The 21,398-nt window shown below is 70.6% G+C and carries 21 protein-coding genes and 1 pseudogene; 10 read left to right on the top strand and 12 right to left on the bottom strand.

The genetic code is table 11. The features are described 5' to 3' along the window. Positions 1–65 precede the first annotated feature (65 nt). Both ggt and ACFHPP_RS04695 read right to left on the bottom strand, forming a co-directional pair. The gene (gene ggt, locus ACFHPP_RS04700; protein ID WP_437162108.1) at positions 66–1,673 is read right to left on the bottom strand and encodes a gamma-glutamyltransferase; all 1,608 of its coding nucleotides are present in this window, start codon (positions 1,671–1,673) and stop codon (positions 66–68) included. An 83-nt stretch (positions 1,674–1,756) separates the two neighbouring features. Further along, positions 1,757–2,518 (bottom strand): SDR family NAD(P)-dependent oxidoreductase, encoded by a 762-nt coding sequence (locus tag ACFHPP_RS04695; RefSeq protein ID WP_437162107.1) that lies wholly within the window; start codon positions 2,516–2,518, stop codon positions 1,757–1,759. A gap of 101 nt (positions 2,519–2,619) precedes the next feature. On the opposite strand from ACFHPP_RS04695, the gene ACFHPP_RS04690 reads away from it, so the two are divergent. Then, positions 2,620–2,958 (top strand): tRNA-binding protein, encoded by a 339-nt coding sequence (locus ACFHPP_RS04690; RefSeq protein ID WP_437162106.1) that lies wholly within the window; start codon positions 2,620–2,622, stop codon positions 2,956–2,958. Positions 2,959–2,973: 15 nt separating this feature from the next. Beyond that, positions 2,974–3,462, top strand: coding sequence for a xanthine phosphoribosyltransferase (gene gpt, locus ACFHPP_RS04685; protein ID WP_430671282.1), 489 nt, complete (start codon positions 2,974–2,976; stop codon positions 3,460–3,462). Positions 3,463–3,576: 114 nt separating this feature from the next. On the opposite strand, the gene ACFHPP_RS04680 is transcribed toward gpt, so the two are convergent. Continuing rightward, the gene (locus ACFHPP_RS04680; RefSeq protein ID WP_437162105.1) at positions 3,577–4,878 is read right to left on the bottom strand and encodes a hemolysin family protein; all 1,302 of its coding nucleotides are present in this window, start codon (positions 4,876–4,878) and stop codon (positions 3,577–3,579) included. A gap of 122 nt (positions 4,879–5,000) precedes the next feature. On the opposite strand from ACFHPP_RS04680, the gene ACFHPP_RS04675 reads away from it, so the two are divergent. The 5 genes from ACFHPP_RS04675 (at position 5,001) to ACFHPP_RS04655 (ending at position 8,258) form a co-directional block, all read left to right on the top strand. Next, the gene (locus tag ACFHPP_RS04675; protein WP_437162104.1) at positions 5,001–5,429 is read left to right on the top strand and encodes a DUF3429 domain-containing protein; all 429 of its coding nucleotides are present in this window, start codon (positions 5,001–5,003) and stop codon (positions 5,427–5,429) included. A gap of 86 nt (positions 5,430–5,515) precedes the next feature. Continuing rightward, entirely contained in the window at positions 5,516–5,818 is a 303-nt protein-coding gene (locus ACFHPP_RS04670; protein ID WP_437162103.1) for a hypothetical protein, read from the top strand. 1 nt (position 5,819) lies between these two features. Beyond that, positions 5,820–6,659 (top strand): MurR/RpiR family transcriptional regulator, encoded by an 840-nt coding sequence (locus tag ACFHPP_RS04665; protein WP_437162102.1) that lies wholly within the window; start codon positions 5,820–5,822, stop codon positions 6,657–6,659. Between the two features lie 49 nt (positions 6,660–6,708). Next, a complete protein-coding gene (locus ACFHPP_RS04660; RefSeq protein ID WP_437162101.1) occupies positions 6,709–7,338 on the top strand; it encodes a bifunctional 4-hydroxy-2-oxoglutarate aldolase/2-dehydro-3-deoxy-phosphogluconate aldolase in 630 nt (209 codons plus the stop codon). Further along, complete coding sequence (locus ACFHPP_RS04655) at positions 7,338–8,258, top strand: sugar kinase (RefSeq protein WP_437162100.1); 921 nt, start codon at positions 7,338–7,340, stop codon at positions 8,256–8,258. The genes ACFHPP_RS04660 and ACFHPP_RS04655 overlap by 1 nt, the downstream gene beginning before the upstream one ends. Here the strand turns inward: ACFHPP_RS04655 and ACFHPP_RS04650 are convergent. Both ACFHPP_RS04650 and ACFHPP_RS04645 read right to left on the bottom strand, forming a co-directional pair. Further along, complete coding sequence (locus tag ACFHPP_RS04650) at positions 8,248–8,697, bottom strand: GNAT family N-acetyltransferase (protein ID WP_437162099.1); 450 nt, start codon at positions 8,695–8,697, stop codon at positions 8,248–8,250. The genes ACFHPP_RS04655 and ACFHPP_RS04650 overlap by 11 nt on opposite strands. A 108-nt stretch (positions 8,698–8,805) precedes the next feature. Further along, positions 8,806–10,308 carry a M81 family metallopeptidase gene (locus tag ACFHPP_RS04645; protein WP_437162098.1) on the bottom strand — a complete coding sequence of 501 codons (1,503 nt, stop codon included), beginning with the start codon at positions 10,306–10,308 and terminating at the stop codon, positions 8,806–8,808. 80 nt (positions 10,309–10,388) lie between these two features. On the opposite strand from ACFHPP_RS04645, the gene ACFHPP_RS04640 reads away from it, so the two are divergent. Next, entirely contained in the window at positions 10,389–11,642 is a 1,254-nt protein-coding gene (locus ACFHPP_RS04640) for an alpha/beta fold hydrolase (RefSeq protein WP_437162097.1), read from the top strand. Positions 11,643–11,657: 15 nt separating this feature from the next. Here the strand turns inward: ACFHPP_RS04640 and ACFHPP_RS04635 are convergent, their stop codons facing one another. Genes ACFHPP_RS04635 through ACFHPP_RS04610 form a run of 6 tightly spaced genes read right to left on the bottom strand, consistent with a single transcriptional unit; the run spans position 11,658 to position 19,208 of the window. Further along, positions 11,658–12,896, bottom strand: coding sequence for a M20 family metallo-hydrolase (locus ACFHPP_RS04635; protein ID WP_437162096.1), 1,239 nt, complete (start codon positions 12,894–12,896; stop codon positions 11,658–11,660). After that, positions 12,893–14,182 (bottom strand): ArgE/DapE family deacylase, encoded by a 1,290-nt coding sequence (locus ACFHPP_RS04630; protein WP_437162095.1) that lies wholly within the window; start codon positions 14,180–14,182, stop codon positions 12,893–12,895. Before ACFHPP_RS04630 ends, ACFHPP_RS04635 begins: the two co-directional genes overlap by 4 nt. Positions 14,183–14,189: 7 nt before the next feature. Next, complete coding sequence (locus tag ACFHPP_RS04625; RefSeq protein WP_437162094.1) at positions 14,190–15,791, bottom strand: ABC transporter ATP-binding protein; 1,602 nt, start codon at positions 15,789–15,791, stop codon at positions 14,190–14,192. Beyond that, positions 15,788–16,636, bottom strand: a complete 849-nt coding sequence (locus tag ACFHPP_RS04620) for an ABC transporter permease (protein WP_437162093.1) — start codon at positions 16,634–16,636, stop codon at positions 15,788–15,790. Before ACFHPP_RS04620 ends, ACFHPP_RS04625 begins: the two co-directional genes overlap by 4 nt. Next, positions 16,633–17,619 (bottom strand): ABC transporter permease, encoded by a 987-nt coding sequence (locus tag ACFHPP_RS04615; protein ID WP_437162092.1) that lies wholly within the window; start codon positions 17,617–17,619, stop codon positions 16,633–16,635. Before ACFHPP_RS04615 ends, ACFHPP_RS04620 begins: the two co-directional genes overlap by 4 nt. Beyond that, on the bottom strand, positions 17,619–19,208 hold the full coding sequence (locus ACFHPP_RS04610) for an ABC transporter substrate-binding protein (protein ID WP_437162091.1): 1,590 nt from the start codon (positions 19,206–19,208) through the stop codon (positions 17,619–17,621). The genes ACFHPP_RS04615 and ACFHPP_RS04610 overlap by 1 nt, the downstream gene beginning before the upstream one ends. A gap of 87 nt (positions 19,209–19,295) precedes the next feature. On the opposite strand from ACFHPP_RS04610, the gene ACFHPP_RS04605 reads away from it, so the two are divergent. Then, positions 19,296–20,327, top strand: coding sequence for a histone deacetylase family protein (locus ACFHPP_RS04605; protein WP_437162090.1), 1,032 nt, complete (start codon positions 19,296–19,298; stop codon positions 20,325–20,327). Positions 20,328–20,358: 31 nt separating this feature from the next. Beyond that, positions 20,359–20,469 (top strand): annotated as a pseudogene (locus ACFHPP_RS04600) (magnesium chelatase domain-containing protein); the annotation flags it as partial. A 22-nt stretch (positions 20,470–20,491) separates the two neighbouring features. On the opposite strand, the gene ACFHPP_RS04595 reads toward ACFHPP_RS04600, so the two are convergent. Continuing rightward, entirely contained in the window at positions 20,492–21,133 is a 642-nt protein-coding gene (locus tag ACFHPP_RS04595; RefSeq protein WP_437162089.1) for a recombinase family protein, read from the bottom strand. Positions 21,134–21,398 lie beyond the last annotated feature (265 nt).

Genomic DNA, 21,398 nt, shown 5'->3' with positions numbered 1-21,398 from the left:
CTCTCCCCCGAAGGGGGGGAGAGGGTTGGGTGGGGGGGGGCGCGGCGCCGGTCAAGCCCTGCGCGTCAGTACCCCATGGCACAGCCATCCTTGCGGGGGTCGGAGCCCCCGACAAGGCAGCCGCGCTCGCGGTCGATCAGGATGGCCTGGCCGCCGCCATGCGGCTTCTCGATCAGCGTGACCTCGTGGCCCAGCCGGTTCAGCCGGTCGATCACCGCCACCGGAATGCCGCGCTCGGCCTGCACCTTGCCGCCGGTCGGGAACAGCCGCGGGGCGTCCAGCGCCTCCTGCACGTCCAGGCCGTATTCGAACATGTTGGCCAGGAACAGGGACTGGCCCATCGGCTGGTAGTGCCCGCCCATCACGCCGTAGGGCATGATCGCCTCGCCGTTCTTCATCACCATGCCGGGGATGATGGTGTGCATCGGCCGCTTGTCGGGCGCGATGCAGTTCGGGTGGCCTTCCTGCAGGCGGAAGCCGTAGCCGCGGTTCTGCAGCATCACGCCGGCGCCCTCGGCGAAGATGCCGGAGCCGAAGCCCTCGAACAGGGAGTTGATGAAGGAACAGGCGTTCCCGTCCTTGTCGACGACGGACAGGTAGACCGTGTCCTTGTGCTTCTGCCAGTCGGCGTGCCCGGCCTCCGGCAGTTCCGCCATCGCCTTCTGGTCGGAGATCAGCTTGGCCAGGTCCGTGATGTAGCCTTCGGACAGCAGGCGCTCGACCGGGACTTCGACCTGCGAAGGATCGGCCAGGAAGGCGTCGCGGTCACGATAGGCGAGCCGGGCGGCCTCGATGTGGCGGTGCAGGCGCTCAGTGGACAGAAAGCCCTCCGCGGCGGTGCCGAGCTTGTCGATCATGCCGAGGATCATCAGCACCAGCAGGCCGGAGCCGTTCGGCGGGCACTGGAACACCTCCATGCCGCGCCAGGCCCGGCTGATCGGGTCGACGAATTCGGCGACCGTGGCGCCGCGGGCGAAATCCTCCGCCGTATGGGTGCCGCCGGCGGCGCGCAGGGTCGCCACCATGTCGGCGGCGATCTCGCCCTCGTAGAAGGCGCGGGCGCCGTGCTTGCCGATGGCGCGCATGGTCTTGCCGAGCGCCGGGTTCAGGAAGCGATCACCCAGCGCATAGGCCGCGCCGTTCTTCAGGAAGTGCTTCGCGGCCCCCGGGTGGCCCGCCAGCTTCCCGGCGGAGCTTTCCCAATCCATCGCCACGCGCCCGGACAGGTGGAAGCCTTCCTCGGCATAGCGGATGGCCGGCGCCAGGATCTCGTCCAGCCCCTTGCTGCCATGCGCCTTGTTCAGCGTCTCCCAGGCCGAGATCGCGCCTGGCACCGTCACCGAATGCGCGGAAGTCGGCATCATGGCGGTCAACCCGGCCGCCCGCAGCGCCTCCGGCGTCGCACCGCGCGGGGCGCGGCCGGAGCCGTTCAGCGCGATGACCTTGCCCGTGCCGGCCGGGGCATACAGGCAGAAGCAGTCGCCGCCGATGCCGGTGGATTGCGGCTCCACCACGCCCAGCACCGCCACCGCCGCGATCGCCGCATCCATCGCATTGCCGCCGGCCCGCAGGATGTCGAGCGCAGCCAGCGTCGCCTGCGGCATGGAGGTGGCGGCCATGCCGCGCTCGGCATAGACGGCGCTGCGGCCGGGGGCGTGGAAGTCGCGCTTCATTCTGGGCAGGTCCTTCGGAACGTCGGGGAAGCGATGCAACGGCAAGCGCCCGGGTGCAACCCGCCCAGGCCGCCGAAAGGTCGCTACTGGGTCAGGAAACCGCCATCGACGACGAGCGAGGTGCCGGTGACCATGCGGCTGACCGGCGCGGCCAGGAAGACGATGGCGCCCATGATGTCCTCCACCGTCATGATGCGGCCGAGCGGCATGCGGCGCACCTGGCTGGCCCGCACCTTCTCATCCGACAGCAGGCCGCGGGTCAGCGGCGTCTCGACGAAACCGGGCGCGATGGCGTTCACCCGAATGCCCTGCGGGCCGAGCTCATAGGCCATCGCCTTGGTCATGCCCTCCACCGCGTGCTTGGTGGCGGTGTAGACGGTGCGGTTGGCGCCGGCGACGTGGCCGTTGACGGAGGACATGTTGATGATGGCCCCGCCTCTCCCGGCCTCCACCATCCCCTTCGCCACCGCCTGGGCGACCGTGAACATCGCCCGGATGTTGAGGTCCAGCAGCCGGTCCAGCGCCGCATCCTCGACCTCGAGGAAGGGCTGGCGGATGTTGGTGCCGGCGTTGTTCAGCAGGATGTCGAAGGGACCGGAGGCTTCGACCAGGGCGCGCACGGCGTCGCGGTCCGTCACGTCGAGCTGCGCGGCGCGGGCGGCGTGGCCGGCTTCGCCGAGCGCCGTCGCGGTCTCCTCCAGCTCCTCGATGGTGCGGGCGGCGAGCACGACCTCCGCCCCGGCGGCGGCCAGCGCCACGGCGCCGGCCTGGCCGATGCCCTTGCTGGCGCCGGTGACCAGGGCGCGCAGCCCGTCCAGGCGGAAGGTGGGGGTGGTGGGCAGCATGGCAGGTATCCTCCGGCAGGAGGCCCAGCGTCCTGCGCCGCGCCGTCGGATCATGCAAGAGGGTGGCTTCCGCCGCGCCGCGGCGCGGGGTAGGACACCGCATGGACCAGATCGATTTTGCCGACTTCGACAAGGTCGACATCCGTGTCGGCACCATCATCGACGCGCAGCCCTTCCCGGAGGCGCGCAAGCCCGCCATCCAGCTCTGGGTGCAGTTCGATGACGGGCTCGGGGTGAAGACCTCCTCCGCCCAGCTCACCGTCCACTACACGCCGGACCGGCTGATCGGGCGGCAGGTGATGGCGGTGGTGAACTTCCCGCCGCGCCGGATCGCGGGATTCGAAAGCCAGGTGCTGGTGCTGGGCGTGCCGGATGAAAACGGCGCGGTCGTGCTGCTGAAGCCGGACATCAAGGTGCCGGACGGCGGCCGGATGTTCTGAGGGAAGACGACGAAGATGGCGCCGCGCTACTACACCGTGACCTGGGACCAGCTGCACCGGGACGCCAAGGCGCTCGCCTGGCGGCTGGTGGAACGTGGCCCCTGGACGGGCATGGTCGCGATCACCCGCGGCGGGCTGATCCCCTCCGCCATCATCGCCCGCGAGCTGGATTGCCGGCTGATCGAGACGGTGTCCGTGGTGACCTATGACGAGGAACACCGCGGCGAGCCGCAGGTGGTGAAGCCGCCCGCCGCCGCCCTCGAAAGCCAGGGCGAGGGCTGGCTGCTGATCGACGACCTGGTCGATACCGGCACCACCGCCCGGCTGGTCCGCGCCATGCTGCCGAAGGCGCATTTCGCGACGGTCTACGCCAAGCCGCACGGCAAGCCGACGGTCGACACCTTCATCACCGAGGTGAGCCAGGACACCTGGATCCTGTTCCCCTGGGACACCGAGCCGCAGTTCATCGCGCCCATTTCAAAGGTGCATGCGAACGGGAAGTAGACAAAGCCCTCTCCCCCCGCTTGGGGGGAGAGGGTTGGGTGAGGGGGGCCGCGCAAGTCGCGCAGGCCGGTCCAGGTTCACGGCACACCCCCCCCAGGGGGGAGAGGGTTCTTCTCAGAACGAGGGAATCTCCTCCCGCGCCACCAGCACCTTGTCGACCCGGCGGCCGTCCATGTCGATGATCTCGAAGCGCCAGCCGGCCCAGGAAATCCGGTCGCCCTCCTTCGGCACGCGCTGCAGCAGCGCCAGCATCAGGCCGGCGACGGTGTGGTAGGTACCTTCCTGCGGCAGGTCCGGCAGGTCCAGACGCGCCTTCAACTCGTCGGAGGGCATCATCCCCTCCAGCAGCAGGCTGCCATCGTGCCGCACCACGGCATTGGCACCATGGTCCGCCGGCGGGGCGCCCAACTCGCCGACGATCGCCTCCAGCAGGTCGGAGGCGGTGACCACCCCCTCGAAGCTGCCATATTCATCCATCACCAGCGCCATGCCGATGGGGTCGCCGCGCAGGCGCTCCAGCGCGTCCAGCGCGCTCAGCGTATCCGGCAGCACCGTCGCCTGCCGCATGGCGCGGGCCACCGACATCGGCGCGCCCTCCAGCAGCTGGTCCAGCAGGTCCTTCGCGGCGACCACGCCCACCACATTGTCCACCCGGCCATCGGAGACGACGAAGCGGGTGACGGAGGAGGCGCGCAGCCGGGCCGCCACATCCTCCGGCGGCGCGGTGCGGTCCAGCCATTCCAGCTCGTTGCGCGGCGTCATCAGCGCGCGCACCGGCTTGTCCGCCAGGCGCAGCACACGCTCGATCATGTGGCGTTCCTCGGTCTCGATGGCGCCGGAGGTCGCACCCTCCGCCACCACCGCCTTCACCTCCTCCTCCGTCACCTGGTTGCGGCTGACGTCGTGCTTGCCGAACAGGCGCAGCACGAGGGCGGAGGAGGAGGACAGCAGCCAGATGACGGGCGAGGTCGCCCGCGCCAGCATCGCCAGGGGGCGGGAGACGACGACCGCCACCATCTCCGGATTGCGCAGCGCCAGCTGCTTCGGCACCAGCTCGCCCAGGATCAGGCTGAGATAGGTGATCAGCACCACCACCAGCGTGAAGGCGACCTCATTGGCCGCGGCACCGATCAGCGGGATCTCGGCGAGCCACGGCGCCAGGGTCGCGGCCAGGCGCGCGCCGCCGAAGGCGCCGGCCAGCACGCCGACCATGGTGATGCCGACCTGCACGGTGGGCAGGAAGCGCTGCGGGTCGTCGGCCAGGGCCATCGCCGCGGCGGCCCCGGGACGGCCGCGGCGCTGCAGCGCCTGCAGCCGCGCCCGGCGCGCAGAGACGATCGCCAGCTCGCTCATCGCGAAGACGCCGTTCAGCAGGACCAGCAGCAGGATCAGCAGGATCTCAAGGCCGATCGCCATCTTCTCACGGACTCCGGGATACCCGCGCGGATGTAGCGGCGTCAGGTGCCCGAGGGAACCGATGGCGGGCGAAAACCGCCGGTGGCCCTTCCCCTGGCACGAAGCCGACGCACATCGGCGGGATGACCCCGACCCTCCCCCTCCCAGCCGCCCTCCTCGGCGCGGCCGGCCTGCTGCCCTTCCTGGGCCTGGCGGCGCTGGCCGGCTTCGGCGTCCCGCAGGCCGCCCCGGCGCTGGCGGCCTATGGCGCCACCATCCTCGCCTTCCTCGGCGCCGTGCATTGGGGCCTGGCGTTGGCCGGCCCGTCTCCGGCCAATGTCGCGCGGCTGGGCCTCGGGGTGGTGCCGTCCCTGATCGGCTTTGCGGCTCTGCTGCTGCCGGTGCGCCAGGGGCTGGCCGTGCTGGCCGTGGCCACCCTGGCCACCGCGGCGGTGGAGACTCTGGCGGCCCGGCGCGGCCTGGTGCCGTGGGACTACCTGAAGTTGCGCTGGCTGCTCTCGGCAGGGGCCGCCTGCTGCCTCGGCATCGGCGCCTGGGTGGCCATGGGTTGAAATGACGCGCCGTGCGCGAATCCGATTGTTTCATTTCTGGGATTTGTTAAGGTTGCAGCAACCTAATCCCATGGCGGAGGCACTTCATGCCGGAAGATGAACAGCAGCACGACGCCGCCATCGTGGCCTTCCCCAACAGCAACGAGCGCCGCCTGCGCATCGCGCTGCGCAACCTGGACGCGGCGCTGGAGGAACAGCGCCAGGCGGTCGCCGCCTTCCGCGCCGAACTGGCGCAGCTCGGCAGTGCCATGCAGGGCCTCGGCGCAAGCGCCCAGGGGCTGCAGGACCGCCTGTTCGAGGTGGCGGAGGACAACGCCCTGGCGCACCAGGCCGCGCAACGCCTGCAGCAGACCGCGGCGGCGATGGACCGCGTGACCTGCGACGCCTGAGTTGCGAGACCGCCTCGCGGCGCTCCACGGCCGGCTGAGCCCGGCCGAGCAGAAGGTGGCCGCCCTGGTCGCGGCCGATGCCGGTGCCGTGACGCGGATGAACCTGGCGGCCGTCGCCAAGGCCGCCGGGGTCTCGGAGCCGACGGTGATCCGCTTCTGCCGGACCCTGGGCCTCGACGGATTCTCCGAACTCCGCCTGGAACTGGCCCGCGCGGAGGGCCACGGCGCCACCGCACCCCGGCGTACCGTCACCGCGGACACGCGGGTTGCGGAGGCCCTCCATGCCGGCTGCGGTACCGCCATCGCCAGGCTTGCGGTCCTGCGCGACGGGTTGGACCATAAGGCGATCGAGGACGCCGCGCGCCGCCTGCTCGCCGCCCGGCAGGTCGAGATCTGGGGGTTCGGGGAGACCGCGCCGCTCGCGGAGGCGATGGCCGGGCGGCTGTTCGGGCTCTGCCGCGGCGTCGTGGCGCGGGGCGAGGCGCGGATGCAGGCGATGGCGGCCGCCGGGCTGGAAGCCGGCACCGTCGTGCTCTGCCTCTCCGCCCTGCCCGACGCCTGGCAGGCGGCGGAGGCGGCGGCCTTTGCCGGGGCGCCGCTCATCGCGCTCGCGCCGGCCGGATCGCCGCTGCTGGCCATGGCGACGGTCGGCCTCGGCATCGCAGCCGGCGACGAGGCAGGGCTGGCCGGACCGATGATCGAACACCTGGCACTGGTGGCGCTGGCCGAGTCCCTGGCGCTGGCCGTCACCCTGCTGTCCTCGCCGGCGGCGCGGGAGCGGGCGGCGCGGATGCAGGCGGATGGCGCCGCAGGATGGCAAAGCCCCCGTCGCCCGCTATGAGGATGCGACGAGCCGCGCGAAGCGGGCGCCATCTCCGGGAGTGACCGCCGTGACCCATCCCCTGCTGCCCGTCCTGCGCCAGGCCCGCATCATCCCGGTCGTCCGCACCAGCAGCGCGGCCCTCGCCGCCCGCGCGGTGGATTGGCTGCGCGGCGCCGGCATGACGGTGTTCGAGATCACCATGACGGTGCCGGATGCCACCGCCCTGATCCGCGACCTGTCCAGCGACCCTGCCCTGCTGGTCGGCGCCGGCACGGTGCCGGACCGCGCCACCGCGGAGGCCTGCCTCGCCGCCGGCGCCCGTTTCCTGGTCGCGCCCTGGGTCGATGCGGAGGTCGCGGATGCCGCCCATGCGGCGGATGCCATCGCCATGCTCGGCGCGCTGACGCCGACGGAGGTGCGTGCCGCACTGGCTGCCGGTGCCGATGTGGTGAAGATCTTCCCGGCGAGTTCCGCGGGCGGCCCGGCGCATATCAAGGCGCTGCGGTCGGTGTTCCCGCAGGTTGCCTTCTGCCCGACCGGCGGCGTCGATGCCCGCACCGCGCCGGACTACCTGGACGCCGGCGCCGCCTTCGTCGGCATGGGCGGCCGCCTGGTGGATGAGGCTCTGCTCGCGCGCGGCGACCGCGCGGCGGTGGAGGCTGCGGCGCGCGACGCGCTCGGCCAGCGGCAAGCCTGATGGTGGACATACTCTGCCTCGGTGAGCCGATGCTGGAATACAACCAGCAGCCGACCACGCCGGATGGGCGCAGCCTGTACCTGGAAGGCCATGGCGGCGACGCCTCCAACGCCGCCATCGCCGCCGCGCGCAGCGGCGCCAGGGCGGGGATGCTGGCGCATCTCGGCGATGACCGCCCCGGCCAGGCTTTCCGCGACCTGTGGGCGGCGGAGGGCGTCGATGCCGGCAGCGTCCGCACCGATCCGGATGCGCCGACCGGCATCTATTTCGTCAGCCACGGCCCCCAGGGCCACGACTTCACCTTCTACCGCCGCGGCAGCGCCGCCAGCCGGATGGCGCCGCGCGACGTGCCGGAGGACGCGATCCGCCAGGCCCGCTTCCTGCACCTGTCCGGCATCAGCCTCGGCATTTCCGACAGCGCCTGCGACGCGGCCTTCCACGCCATCGCGGTGGCGCGGCAGGCGGGCGTGAGGGTGTCCCTCGACACCAACCTGCGCCTGCGCCTGTGGCCGCTGGCGCGCGCGGCCGCCTGCATCCATGCGGCGGTGGCCATGGCCGACATCGCCTTCCCGTCCTTCGACGATGCGAAGGCGCTGACCGGGCTGGACCAGCCGGAGGCCATCGCGGATTTCTACCTCCGGCTCTGCCCGCTGGTGCTGCTGAAGCTGGGGGCGGACGGGGTGATGGTGGCGACGCGGAATGGCCGCCAGCACATCCCGGGTTTCGTGGTGCAGGCCGTGGACGCGACCGGCGCGGGCGACACCTTCGCCGGGGCCTTGCTGGCCCGGCTGGCCGCCGGCGATGCGGTGGCCGACGCCGCGCGCTACGCCAATGCCGCCGCGGCGCTGTCCACCCTGGGCTACGGTGCCGTCGCGCCCATCCCGCGCGAGGCCGCGGTGCGGACCCTGCTCAGCCGGTGACCAGCGGCCGGGAGTGGGTGGCGGCAGGCTCGCCAACCGCGCGCAGAAAGCCGCAGGCTTCGTAGAAGGCGAAGGCGGACACCGGTGCCCGGACCCGCAGGCGCGGATAGCCGCAGCCCAGGGCCTGCGCCGCCAACGCTTCCACCAGCGCGCGTCCCGCGCCGGCCCGCCTGGCCGCGCGCCGCACATAAAGCCGCCGCACGCGCCCCACCCGGTCCTTGGGCAGGTAGGGATCGCGCGTCAGCCCGCAGACGCCCACCAGCGCCTGGCCGACATGGGCGGCGAACAGCGCCTCGCCCCAGCCATCGAAGCGCAGCGTCCCGGCGTGCCAATCCTCCCGCAGCACCTCCAGCATCCGGTGCCCGGCGGCCGTCGCATCGGCCGCCAGATCCTCGAAGCCGTCAGGCAACGCCACGATGCGCTCCACGCGAAGCGGCACGGGCGACGCCGGGCGATCGGTTCGGCTGGGTCGGAGCAAGTCTCAAATGCCTCGGCCGGTGAGACTCCGCACATAAGCGGGAAGGGCGCCGCGCGCCAGGGCCGGAAATCACTCGGTCCGGCGATTATCCCCCGGGCGAAGCCGCAGGCCGGGGCGGAGCCGCGTGAAGGGCAGCGTCGCCGGGTCCGCCACCACCGGCCCCGGCGCCGCGACAACCAGCACGGCCTCCGCGATCGGCTGGAAATCGGCGCGGAAATGCACGCTCGACTTCAGCGCGAGGATGCGCTGCTCGGCCGGCTCCACGCCCACATGGCGGAACAGCGCCTGGTCGTAGGCCTGCATCTTGCGGGAGGTCACGATGACGCGAACGCCCGGCTGCGGCGTGATCAGCGCGGTCGGGCCGAGATCGGCCTGGTTGCCGCCGGCCATCGGGCCGGTGCAGGTGAAGCGGCCATCGGTCAGCTTCAGCACCCGCGCCACCACGGCGAGCGGCGCGCCATCGGACCTGCCGCCGAGGGACAGCGTCACCTCCGCCCCCTCCCCGGCCGCGTGGCAGGCGCGGGCGCTTTCGGCATCGTTGATCAGCGCCAGCACGGCGCCTTCCGCCTTCTGCCGGATGAGTTCCGCCAGCAGACCGGTGGTGTCGCCATGGCCGCCGCCGCCGGGATTGTCCTGCGTATCCGCCAGCACGATGGGGCGCTGCGCCAGGCGCGCGAGGCCGATCGCCTTGGCGACGCCGGCCGCCGCCTCGTGGATGTCGGGCGCGAAGGCCGCCTCGCGCGCCGCGAGGTCCGCGATCATCGCCTCGGCGGCGGCATCGGCTGTGGCCTGGTCGGCGGCATAGGCGCAGATGGCGGCGCCGCAATCGGCGAAATCGGCGTAGGGAAAGCCGAAGCACAGGCCGAGTTCGGCGGCACCGGTCCGCGCCGCGATCTCCGCGCGCGCCGCCATCGCATCGGCCATCGGCGGCACCAGGGTGCACTGGCCGGTGATGGGGATGAGGTAGTCGAGCTGGCGGAAGGCCTTGGCGAAGGGGCGGCCGAGGGCGATGCGGTCGAACAGCAACTGCATCGCGCGACCGCCGGCCTCCTTCATGTCCACATGCGGATAGGTGCGGAACGGCGCCAGCGCATCGGCGTACTGCACCATCGCCGCCGTCAGGTTGCAGTGCGGGTCGAGGCTGGCGGTGATCGGCACGTCCGGGCCGAGGATGGCGCGGGCGCGGCGCAGCAGCTCGCCTTCCGCATCCGGGAAATGCTCGGCCACCATGGCGCCGTGCAGGTCGAGATACAGGCCATCCAGCGGGCCCTGGTCGAGTGCGGCCTGGAGGTCGTGGAAGATCAGCGCGGCGAGCCGTTCGAAGGCCTCCGCCGTGACCGGGCCGGCGGGGTTGGCAAAGCCCCAGGACAGCGGCGCCAGCGTCACGCCCGCCTGTTCGGCCACGCGGATCGCGCCGGCGGCAGGCACGGCGGAAGGCCGCAGCGTGTCCAGCAGCGTCGCCGGGCGCTGCACCGGGGGCCAGCCGCCGGGGGCGAGAAAATCCGCCCAGCGCGTCGGGATCGGCGCGAAGGAATGGCTTTCATGCAGGAAGCCGCCGATGGCGATGCGCATCAATGTCCGCTCCGTGTTGCGGCGCGAGGGTGGCAGGCGGGCGCGGCCATGCGAAGACACTGGCGCAGGAGAATCCCGCCATGACCGCCACCAGCCCGCCGCAAATTCGCCAGGCCAGCATCGGCGGCGCGCCGATGGCGTATTGGGACACGGGCGGCGAAGGTTCGCCGGTGGTCCTGCTGCATCCAGGCACCGGCAGCCATGCCGTCTGGGACCTTCAGCGGGGCGTGCTGGCGGCGGCGGGGTATCGCGTCATCGCCTATTCCAGGCGTGGCCACATGGGGTCCCCGGCGACGCGGGAACCTGGCTTCGCCGTCGACGACCTGGCGGCGCTGCTGGATCATCTCGGCGTGGCGCGGGCGCATCTGGTCGGCTGCGCGCAGGGGGCGATCGTGGCGCTGGATTTCGCGCTGTCGCATCCCGGGCGGGTCGACCGCATGGTGCTGGCCTGCACGCATATGGGGCTGGAGGATGCGGACCACGTGGCGCGCAGCGCAGCCCTGCGGCCACCGGGCTTCGCCGCCATGCCGGCCGCGTTCCGCGAGCTGGGCCCGGCCTATCGCGCGGCCAACCCACAGGGCGTGGCGCGATGGCTGGCGCTGGAACATGCGGCGATCCCCGGGCCCAAGGTGGTGCAGCCCTGCCGCAACCGGCTGGACCGCGCGGCGCTTGGCCGGCTGGCGATGCCGGTGCTGCTGATCGGCGGCGACGCCGATCTGTGGGCGCCGCCGCCGGTGTTCCGCGATTTTGCGCGCTCGATCCCGGGCAGCAGGCTGCTCATCCTGTCGGAATGCGGCCATGCGGCGCAGTGGGAACAGCCGGAGGCCTTCAACGCGGCGGTGCTGGACTTCCTGGCCGGGTCCGAGGCCGGCGACGCCCAGTCCACACTGTCGGTGACGATCCGCACGGCCGGGCCGGACGACCTGCACGGGATGCTCGATCTTCTCCGGCATCTCAACGACGAGCGCGCGATCAGCGCCGAGGCCGCGGAGGAACCCTGGCGCGCGCTCCTCGAATCATCCGATGCCACCGTGTTCGTGGCCGAGGCGGAGGGAGGCCCCGTCGCCTCCTGCACGCTTGTCATCGTGCCCAACCTGACGCGCGGGGGCCGGCCCTATGCGCTGATCGAGAATGTGGTGACCCACGCCAGACATCGCCGGCGCGGCCTGGGGCAGCGTGTCCTGCGGGCGGCGCTTGAGGCGGCCTGGGCTGCCGATTGCTACAAGGTCATGCTGGCGACGGGTTCGCGGCAGGAGGCCACCCTGCGCTTCTATGAAAGCGCCGGCTTCACGCGCGGCGGCAATACGTATTTCGAGGCGCGGCGCCGGCATTGACTACTGGACCGCCTTCTACGCCCTCGCCACCCCCGCCGTCGCCAGCACCGCATCCGCCATCACCAGCAGCCCGGCCTCGGCCCATTCGGGCGTGATCGATTCCGCCTCGTTGTGGCTGATGCCGCCATGGCAGGGCACGAACACCATCACGCTCGGCACGCGGCGCGCGCAGTAGACGGCGTCGTGGCCGATGGCCGTCGGCATTTCCTGGAACCTCGTGCCGCGCGCCACCGCCGCCTCCCGCAGCCGCGTCACCAATGCGGAGTCAAAGGGCGTGGCGGGGGAGATCCAGAAATCCTCCACGGCGATGGCGATGCCGCGCCGCGTGCCGATGGCGGCGGCCTCCGCACGCAGGGTTTCGGCGAGGGCCGCCAGCTTGTGCTCGTCGTCGTGCCGCGTATCCAGGCTGAACCAGATGCGGCCGGGCACGACGTTCCGGCTGTCCGGATGCACGGTCAGGCGACCGACGGTGGCCCGCGCGCCGGCGGCCAGCGCGGCACGCTCGATCGCCAGCATCATCTCCGAAGCCCCCATCATGGCGTCGCGGCGGCCGGCCATGGCGCTGCCGCCATGCGCCTCGTCGCCGGTGACGGTCACCTCGAACCAGTGCTGCGCCAGGGCGTGGGTGATGATGCCGACATCCAGGCCGAGCTTTTCCAGCACCGGGCCCTGTTCGATATGCACCTCGAAATAGGCTTCGAGATCCTGGAGAGCCGCCGGGTCGGCCGTGCCGGCCCAACCGATACGGGAAAGCTCACCGCCGAAGGTCGCGCCGGCGCTGTCCGTCTTCGCCAGCACCTCGGCCTCCGGGAAGATGCCCATGGCGGCGCCGCTGCCCATCATGGGCGGCGAGAAGCGGGCGCCCTCCTCATTGGTCCAGTTGACCAGCGCGATCGGCGCCTCCGTCTCGATCCCCGCCTCGTCCAGCGCGCGCAGGATCTCGAGGCCGGTCAGCACGCCGAGCACGCCGTCGAATTTCCCGCCGGTGGGTTGCGTATCGAGGTGGCTGCCGATGGCGACGGGTTTCCGCCCGGGATCGCGACCCGGACGGGTCAGCACCATGTTGCCGACGCGGTCCAGCGTCAGCGTCGCACCCGCTGCCTCGGCTTGGCGTTGCAGCAGGGCGCGCGCCTCGGCATCCAGGTCCGTCAGCGTCTGCCGATTGTTGCCGCCCTTCGCCGTGGCGCCAATTCGGGAAAATTCCATCAGGCTGTCCCACAGGCGCGCGCCCGAGGGCCGGAAATTGCTGGTCATGCCGCAGCCTCCACGCCACACCATTCGGCCATGGTGATCGCGATGGTCCGGGTGATGTCGTTCATGCTGTCCATGCCGACGTTTTCGTCGATGCCGTGGATATCCTGCGCGTCCGGCCCGAAGCAGGCGACCGGCGTGGACTGGTACAGCGCGAAGAAGCGGCCATCGGTCAGGCCGGTGGCCGGGTATTTCCGAAGCTCGTTGCCGGTGAGGTCGGCGAAGTTACGCATGCTGGCCTGCACGATCTCCGCGGAGAGGTCGAAGACGCAGGGGTCGGCCATGAAGCCCTTGAATTCCAGCTTGACCTTGGCGCCCTTCATCGCCGGGTCGTTGCGCGCCTCGCCGACGATCTGCTCGATATCGTTGCGCACGGCGGCGGCGGTGTTGCCCATCATCACGCCGACGCGCAGGCCGAGCGTGGCGCGCGTCGGCACGGAGGAATTCCACTCGCCGCCGGTGAAGGTGCCGAGGTTGACGTTCACCGGGTGGTTCACGCCGCGGAAGCTCGGGTGGATCAACTCGCCACGGTTCATGTCGCGCTCATAGGCCTCGAAGCGCGTCCAGATGGACATGGCGGCTTCCACCGCATTCACGCCCGCCTGCTTGTCCCGCACATGCGCCGGTCGGCCGGTGACGGTGACCCAGGCCCAGACCACACCGACCTCCGCCGTGTACAGCGCCGGCAGGCCGGGGCCGGGTTCCGGGATGATGACGGCGTCGGCCTTGGGCATCGCCAGCATCACGGCGAGTGCGCCGTTGCCGGTGCATTCCTCCTCGATCACCGACTGCATCTGCACCTCCGCCGCCGGCTGCAAGCCGGCCAGCTTCAGGGCGCGGAAGGCGGTGACGTAGCTCATGATGCCGGCCTTCATGTCGCCCGCGCCGCGGCCATACATGCGGCCGCCGCGGATTTCCGGCGCATAGGGCGGCGTGGTCCATTCATCCTCGGCACCTTCCGGCACCACGTCGACATGGCCCTGCAGGGCCAGGCTGCGGCCCTTCGTCTCCCGCGGTCGATGCGTCGCCACCACATTGTCGCGGCCCTCATAGCCGATCAGCGGCGGGGAGAAGCCGGGATGGCCCGCGAGCGCGGCCGGGTCGGTCGGAACGTGCACGGGCGCGAGGCCCAGGCTTTCGTACACCCGCGCCATCTCGTTCAGCGCCGACTGTTCGTTGCCGAGCGTGGAGGGGCAGCGCACCAGCCGCATCAGCGCCTGCTCGCCTTCCGCGCGCAGCGAATCGCAGGCCTCCAGGATGGCGCGGCGGGCGCCAGGGTCGAGCTTCATGCGGACCTCACGAAATGGTCGGCGGAGTCCAGCCCCTTCCGGGGATGCTGTCCAGAAGCTGCCGTGTATAGGCGTGGGCGGGCGCGCCGAACACCTCCCCGGTCGGTCCCATCTCCACGATCGCGCCGCGCTGCATCACCGCGATGCGGTCGCAGATCTGCGCGGCGACACGCAAATCATGGGTGATGAACAGCATGGTCAGGCCGAGCCGGCGGCGGATCTCCGCCAGCAGTTCCAGCACCTGCGCCTGAACCGAAACGTCCAGCGCCGATACCGGCTCATCGGCGATCAGCAGTTCCGGCTCCATCGCCAGCGCACGCGCGATGCCGATGCGCTGGCGCTGGCCGCCGCTGAATTCGTGCGGGAAGCGGTCCATGGCACCCGCATCCAGTTGCACCAGCCGCAGCAGGTCCCGCGCACGGTCTAGCGCGGCGGCGCGCGGCGTGCCGTGGGTGATGGGGCCTTCGGCGATGATCTCGCCCACCTTGCGGCGCGGGTTGAGCGAGGCGTAGGGGTCCTGGAACACCATCTGGATACGCTTGCGGAAGGGCTTGCGGGCGGCGCGCGACAGTGGCCGCAAATCCTGGCCGTGGAACAGCATCTGCCCGGCTTCGGGATGCACCAGGTCCACCACGCAGCGCGCCAGGGTGGATTTGCCGCTGCCGGATTCGCCGACCAGGCCGAGCGTCTCGCCCTGGTGCAGCACGAAATCCGCGTCGTGCACCGCCCGCACCGTCGCCTTGGCACTGAACCAGCCGCCGCGGCTGTAGGTCTTGGACACGCCCTTGCCTTCGAGCACCACGGTGCCGCCGACGGCCGGCCGCGCGGCGGGCGCGCCATGCGGCACGGCGGCGATCAGCGCCTGGGTGTAGGGATGCTGCGGGCGGTTCAGGATTTCCGCCGCCGGCCCCTGTTCGACGATGCGGCCAAGCTGCATCACGGCGACGCGGTCGGCCACTTCCGCCACCACGCCGAAATCATGGGTGATGAACATCACGCCCATGCCGCGGCGCGACTGGATTTCCCGGATCAGCCGCAGGATCTGCATCTGCGTGGTGACATCCAGCGCCGTCGTCGGCTCATCCGCGATCAGCAGCGCGGGCTCCAGCGCCAGCGCCATGGCGATCATCACGCGCTGCCGCTGGCCGCCAGAGAGCCGGAACGGGTAGGCCTGCGCCAGCGCCGCCGGGTCCGGCAGGTTCACCGCCGCCAGCAGCGCCGTGACGCGGTCCCGCGCGCGCCGTCCCTCGCCATGCACCGCGAGCGCCTCCGCGATCTGGTCGCCGACGCGCATGAGCGGGTTCAGCGCCGTCATCGGCTCCTGGAAGATCATCGCCATGCGGCTGCCGCGCAATTCGCGCAGCTGTTCCGGCGACTGCGCCGTCAGCTCCGTGTCGCCCAGCCAGATGCGCCCGGCACGGCGCGGCAGGCCGGGCGGCAGCAGGCCCATCACGGCATTGGCGGTGATGGACTTGCCGGAGCCGGATTCACCGACGACGCAGAGGATTTCGCCGGCATCGACATGCAGGGATATGTCGGTGACCGCATGCGCCCGGTCCGCGCCGGCCGGCAGCGCGACGGTCAGCCCCTCGACCCGCAGCAGGCTCATGCGGGCACGGTCCCGCGCTTGCGGGCCAGGCGCGGGTTCAGCGCGTCCGACAGCCCCTCCCCCACCAGGTTCAGCGCCAGCACGGTCAGGAAGATGGCGACGCCGGGGAACACGCTCATCCACCAGGCCAGGCGGATGACGCTGCGGCCGGAGCCGATCAGGAAGCCCCAGGTCATCAGGTTCGGGTCGCCCAGGCCAAGAAAGCTCAGCGCCGATTCCAGCAGGATGGCGTTCGCCACCATCAGGGACGACAGCACGATGATCGGCGACAGCGCATTGGGCAGGATGTCCCCCACCACGATGGCAATGCGCGACTTGCCCAGCACCTCCGCCGCCTGCACGAATTCGCGCGACCGCAGCGACAGGAACTCCGCCCGCACCACCCGCGCGACCGGCGGCCAGGAGACGACGGCGATGGCGAAGACGACGCTGCCGATGGTCGGCGTGAAGATGGCGACCAGCAGGATCGCCAGCACGAAGCTCGGGATGGTCTGGAAGAATTCGGTGAAGCGCATCACCACGTCGTCGGCGATGCCGCCGAGATAGCCGGCGATGGCGCCGAGCGAGACGCCGACCGCCAGCGCCACCACGGTGGAGACGGCACCGACCATCAGGGAGATGCGCGCGCCATGCGCGATGCCGGCGGCGACGTCGCGGCCGAGGCTGTCGGAGCCCAGAAGCATGTCCATCTCGCCCGGCGGCATGAAGGGCGCGGCCACCATGTCCCACGGGCTGTCCGGGTAGATCAGCGGCGCGCCGACCGCGATGGCGAAGACCAGCAGCAGGATCACCAGCCCGACCACCGCGCCGTAGTTGCGGGCATAGCGCCGCCAGAAATCCATCATCCGCTGACCTCCACGCGCGGATCGATGACGGCATACAGAAGATCCGTCACCAGGTTGAACAGCACCACCATGACGGAGGTGGCGAAGAACACGCCCATCAGCACGGGATAGTCCCGCGCCAGCAGCGCCTCGAAGGCCAGCCGGCCGATGCCGGGCCAGGCGAACACCGTCTCCACCAGGATCGAGCCGCCGATGAGCTGGCCCGCCTGGATGCCGGCGAAGGTGATGACGGGCAGCAAGGCGTTGCGCAGCACGTGGCGGCGGATCACCTGGCCCTCCGGCACGCCCTTGGCGCGCGCGGTCTTGACGAAATCCTGGTCCGCCACTTCCAGCATCGTGGCGCGCGTCAGCCGCGCATAGACCGCCATGTAGAACAGGCCGAGCGTCAGTGCCGGCAGCAGCAGGTGCTTCGCCACGTCAAGCACCGCGGCAAGCCCCGTGATGTTGCCGCCCACCGTCATCATGCCGAAGCTCGGCAGCCATTCCAGCCAGACGGAAAACACCAGCACCAGCATCAGCCCGACCCAGAAGATCGGCGTTGCGTAGAAGGTCAGCGCCAGCACGGTGATGACGGTGTCCGCCCAGCGCCCGACCCGCTGCGCCGCCAGCGTGCCGAGCGTGACGCCGAGCCCGACGGCGAAGATGAACGCAGCCCCGGTCAGCAGCAGCGTCGCCGGCAGCCGTTCCAGGATCAGCGTGGAGACCGCCACCTGCTGCCGGTGCGAGAATCCGAGGTCGAAGGACAGCACGCCCTTCACATAGATCCACAGCTGCACCAGCAGCGGCTCGTCCAGCCCGAACTGCGCGCGCAGTTGCTGGATGAACCGTTCATCCGCCGCGCCCGACTGCCCGGCGATGACGCTCGCCGGGTCGCCAGGTGCGGCGTGGATCAGGAAGAAGTTGCAGACGATGATGGCGAGCACCACCATCACCGCCTTCACGCCCCGCCGCAGCAGGAAGCCCGGCAGGTGCGAGGCCTGCATCAGGCGGTCAGGAACACGTCGTCGTAGCTGCCATGCACGCCGGTGCCGAGCTTCACCGGACCCTGCACCTTCTTGTCGTGGATCGTCGGGAAGGCCATTTCCATCAGCCAGATCTGCGGCACTTCTTCGACCAGGATCTTCTGTACCTCGCTGAACGCAACGCGCCGTTCCTCCGCCGTCTGCGCATCCCGCGCCGTGGTGAACAGCGCATCGACGCGCGGGTTGGAATAGCCGCCGGTGTTGGTGAAGGTCACCTTCTGGATGTTGGTCGAGACATAGGTGCGCTCCACGCCCAGCGTCGGGTCGCCGAACTGGTAGACGAAGTTGATCGAGGTTTCGTACTCCCAGGCGCCGATGCGCCGCGCCCAGGACCCGGCATCGGTGCTTTCCAGCTCGAGGTTGATGCCGACCTGCCGCAGCGACTGCCGCAGGTACTCCGCAAGCCGCGTCCACACCTCGCCATAGGGCAGCACCAGGTGCTTCAACGTGGTGCGCACGCCCTGGGCATTCGGCCGCAGGCCGGCGGCATCCAGCAACTGCGTCGCGGCGCGCGGGTCGAAGCCGGCCAGCTTCACGTTGGGGTCATGGAAGCGCGTCGTGCTGGCCACCGGGTTGGTCGCCGGCTTGCCGACGCCGAACCACAGCCGCTGCGCGATGAACTCGCGGTTCACGGCGCGCGAGATCGCCTGCCGCACCCGCACATCGGCCAGCGCCGGCACGCGGTGGTTGGTCTCGATCCATGACACCGGGGAGAAATATTCCCAGCCATCCGTGCGCACTTCCAGGTTCGGACGCGCGCGCATCGCCGGCACGTCGAACGGCTCGATGTCGCCGGCCGCCGTCATCATCACCTGGCCGGTTTCCAGCGCGAGGCGACGGGATTGGCTGTCCGGCACGATGCGGTAGATGATGGCGTCGAGGTAGGGCTGGCCGGGCTTCCAGTACTCCTCGAAGCGCTCCAGCCGGATGAAGTTGCCGCGCTGCCACTCGGCAAACTTGAAAGGACCCGTGCCGATCGGGCGCTGCACCGCAGGCGCCGTGCGGTAGTCCTGGCCGTCGAACAGATGCTTCGGCACGATGGCGCAGGCGGTGACGTCGAACATCAGCAGGAACGGCTCGAAGGGCGCCTTCAGCGTCAGCGCGACGGTGTGCGCATCCGGCGCCTCCGCCTTGTCGATGCGCGCGAAGATGGCGCGCGCGCGGGGCGCGACTTCGGGGTGGAACTTGGTGATCGAGAAGATCACGTCCTCCGCCGTCATCGGGCGGCCGTCGTGGAACTTCACATTGTTGCGCAGCTTGAAGGTGTAGGTCAGCTTGTCGGCGGACAGGGTCCAGCTTTCCGCGAGTTCCGGCATCGGCTCGAGCGTCGGGCTGAACTTCAGCAGCCCCTGGAAGATCTTGCTCGCCGCGATCAGCGTCGGGCCCTGGTTGTTGACGCCGATCTGCAGCACCGGCGGTTCCGGCTGCAGGATGCTGGTCAGCGTGCCGCCGCGGCGCGGTGCGACGCCCTGGGCGCGGGCGTCCGCCACGCGCATCAGGACAGGTGTTGCGGCGGAGGCGGCCAGCAGGCCGCGGCGCGTCATGTTCATTTTTCGGAAGCCCCTTGTCGGACTCAAACGCTAACCCTCCCCGGGCCGCATGGACAAGGCGGCATTCACGCCCCTACCGTTCAAGCCATGAAAACCTTCGCCCATCCTGCCCAGGAACTGCACAGCCCGCGCTTCTTTTTGCAGCGCGGCCAGGTCCGTTCCAACTTCGAAGTGCCCGGCCGCGCCGCCTCCCTCGCCGAGGGCCTCACCCGCCTCGGCCTGGTCGCGGCCACGCCGCCCCCCGCCCCGCGCGCGGCGCTGGAGGCGGTGCATCCGGCGCCGTTCCTGGATTTCCTGCGCGACGCCCATGCCGAATGGATGGCGCTGCCCAACCCGGGGCCGGAAATCGTCGCCAACATCCACCCGACGCCGGAGATGATGGCGCATGGCGCGCCGGTGCCCACCGGCCTGATCGCCCGCGTCGGCTGGTACACCGCCGATGCCGGCTGCCCGATCGGGCCCGGAACCTGGGAGGCCGCCCTTGGTGCTGCCGCCTGCGCCCTGGCCGCCGCCGAGGAAGCCGCCGCCGGACGCAGCGCCTACGCGCTGTGCCGCCCACCCGGCCATCACACCTATGCGGCGCGGGCCGGCGGCCATTGCTACCTGAACAACGGCGCCATCGCGGTGGAGGCGCTGCGCCGCGCCGGCGCCGCGCGCGTCGCGGTGCTGGACATCGACAGCCACCACGGCAACGGCACCCAGGGCATCTTCTGGGACCGTCCAGACGTGCTGACCGTCTCGGTTCATGGCGACCCCAGCGGCTACTACCCCTGGTATGTCGGCCATGCCGGCGAACGGGGTGGCGGCGCCGGCCTCGGCTGCAACCTGAACCTGCCGCTGGCACAGGGCAGCGGCGATGCGGCGTGGCTGGCCGCCATTGAAACCGGGCTTGCCGCCATCCGGCAATTCGGCGCCGAGGCGCTGGTGGTGTCGCTCGGCTTCGATGCCAGCGAGCACGAACCGCTAAATTTCCTCTCGGCCACCGAGGACGGTTTCGCCCGCGCCGGGGCGATGATTTCCGCCGCGGGCCTGCCGTCCGCCATCGTGCAGGAGGGTGGCTACAACGTGGACCTGCTCGGCACGCTGCTGGCGCGCTTCCTGGGCGGATGGAATGGTTGATTTAAACCCGGAATGAATCAACCCTGGGTTCGTGAGCCCGATCGCCCGAATCCAGACCTTCGCCTTCTCCGGCATCGAGGCGCTGCCCGTCGAGGTCCAGGTGCAGATCGCGCCCGGCCTCCCTGCCTTCCTGATCGTCGGCCCGGTTACAGCGACCACGGTGTTCAGGTGCTCGCCTGAGAGGCGGGTAACGGCAACATCCCGCGCCTGACCTCCACCACCTTCGCCGCGCTGACCTTCAGCAACCGCGCAGTCTCGCGAACACCCCGACCATCGGCGATCGCTTGGCGGATGCGCTCGATCCGTATTGGCGGCAGTGGCGGCCTACCCAGACGCTTGTTCGACGAGCGTGCCCGGTCCAGCCCGGCCATCACGCGGTCCCTAATCATTGCGCGTTCGAACTCACCGAACAGGCCCAACATCCCAAACAACATGCGTCCGGCGGGCGTGCCTGTGTCGAGGGCTTGCTGATGAAGAAATAGGTCTACGCCCTTGGCTTGTAGCTCCCCTAGGAGTCCGAGCAGATCAGGGAGTGATCTGCCCAACCTGCACACCGACCATGCCGCCACGACATCGTACTCACCCCTGGTCACCCCTTTGAGCATCGCGTCGAGGCCGGGCCGCTTGTCGCGGCCCCTGGCTCCCGAGATGCCCTCGTCGCGGTGGACCGCCACGATCGTCCAGCCCAGTCGAGCGGCGGCCTCCTGCAAAGGCAGGAGTTGGTTCTCGACCGTTTGGCCACGATCAGCCGTGCTGATCCTGACGTAGAGGGCGGCGCGCTTGGCGGGGTGAGTGTTTGACGACATGCTGCGACCATCGCGATAGGTCGCGATCTGTCAACGAAATCGCTGCGCCTGAAATCGGATGGTTGTCGAACACCATCCCGGCGAATGCCGACCCAAGGTCAGAGGCCGGTTTCAAAGGGGTTGCGGCGGAGGGGGTTTCTGAACACCCGCCGTAGAGGCAGTACCGCCGAGGAGAAGGGGCAACCGGCAAACATCCGCCCGACGCCAGAGGAGGAGGCATAGGTGTCCAAGGCGAGGTTCAGTGGACTGAACCAGCGAGGCGACC

This window comes from Falsiroseomonas sp. E2-1-a20, assembly GCF_051433195.1.
Classification (GTDB): Bacteria; Pseudomonadota; Alphaproteobacteria; order Acetobacterales; family Acetobacteraceae; genus Falsiroseomonas.
This window is presented reverse-complemented; position numbering and strand designations above follow the sequence as displayed.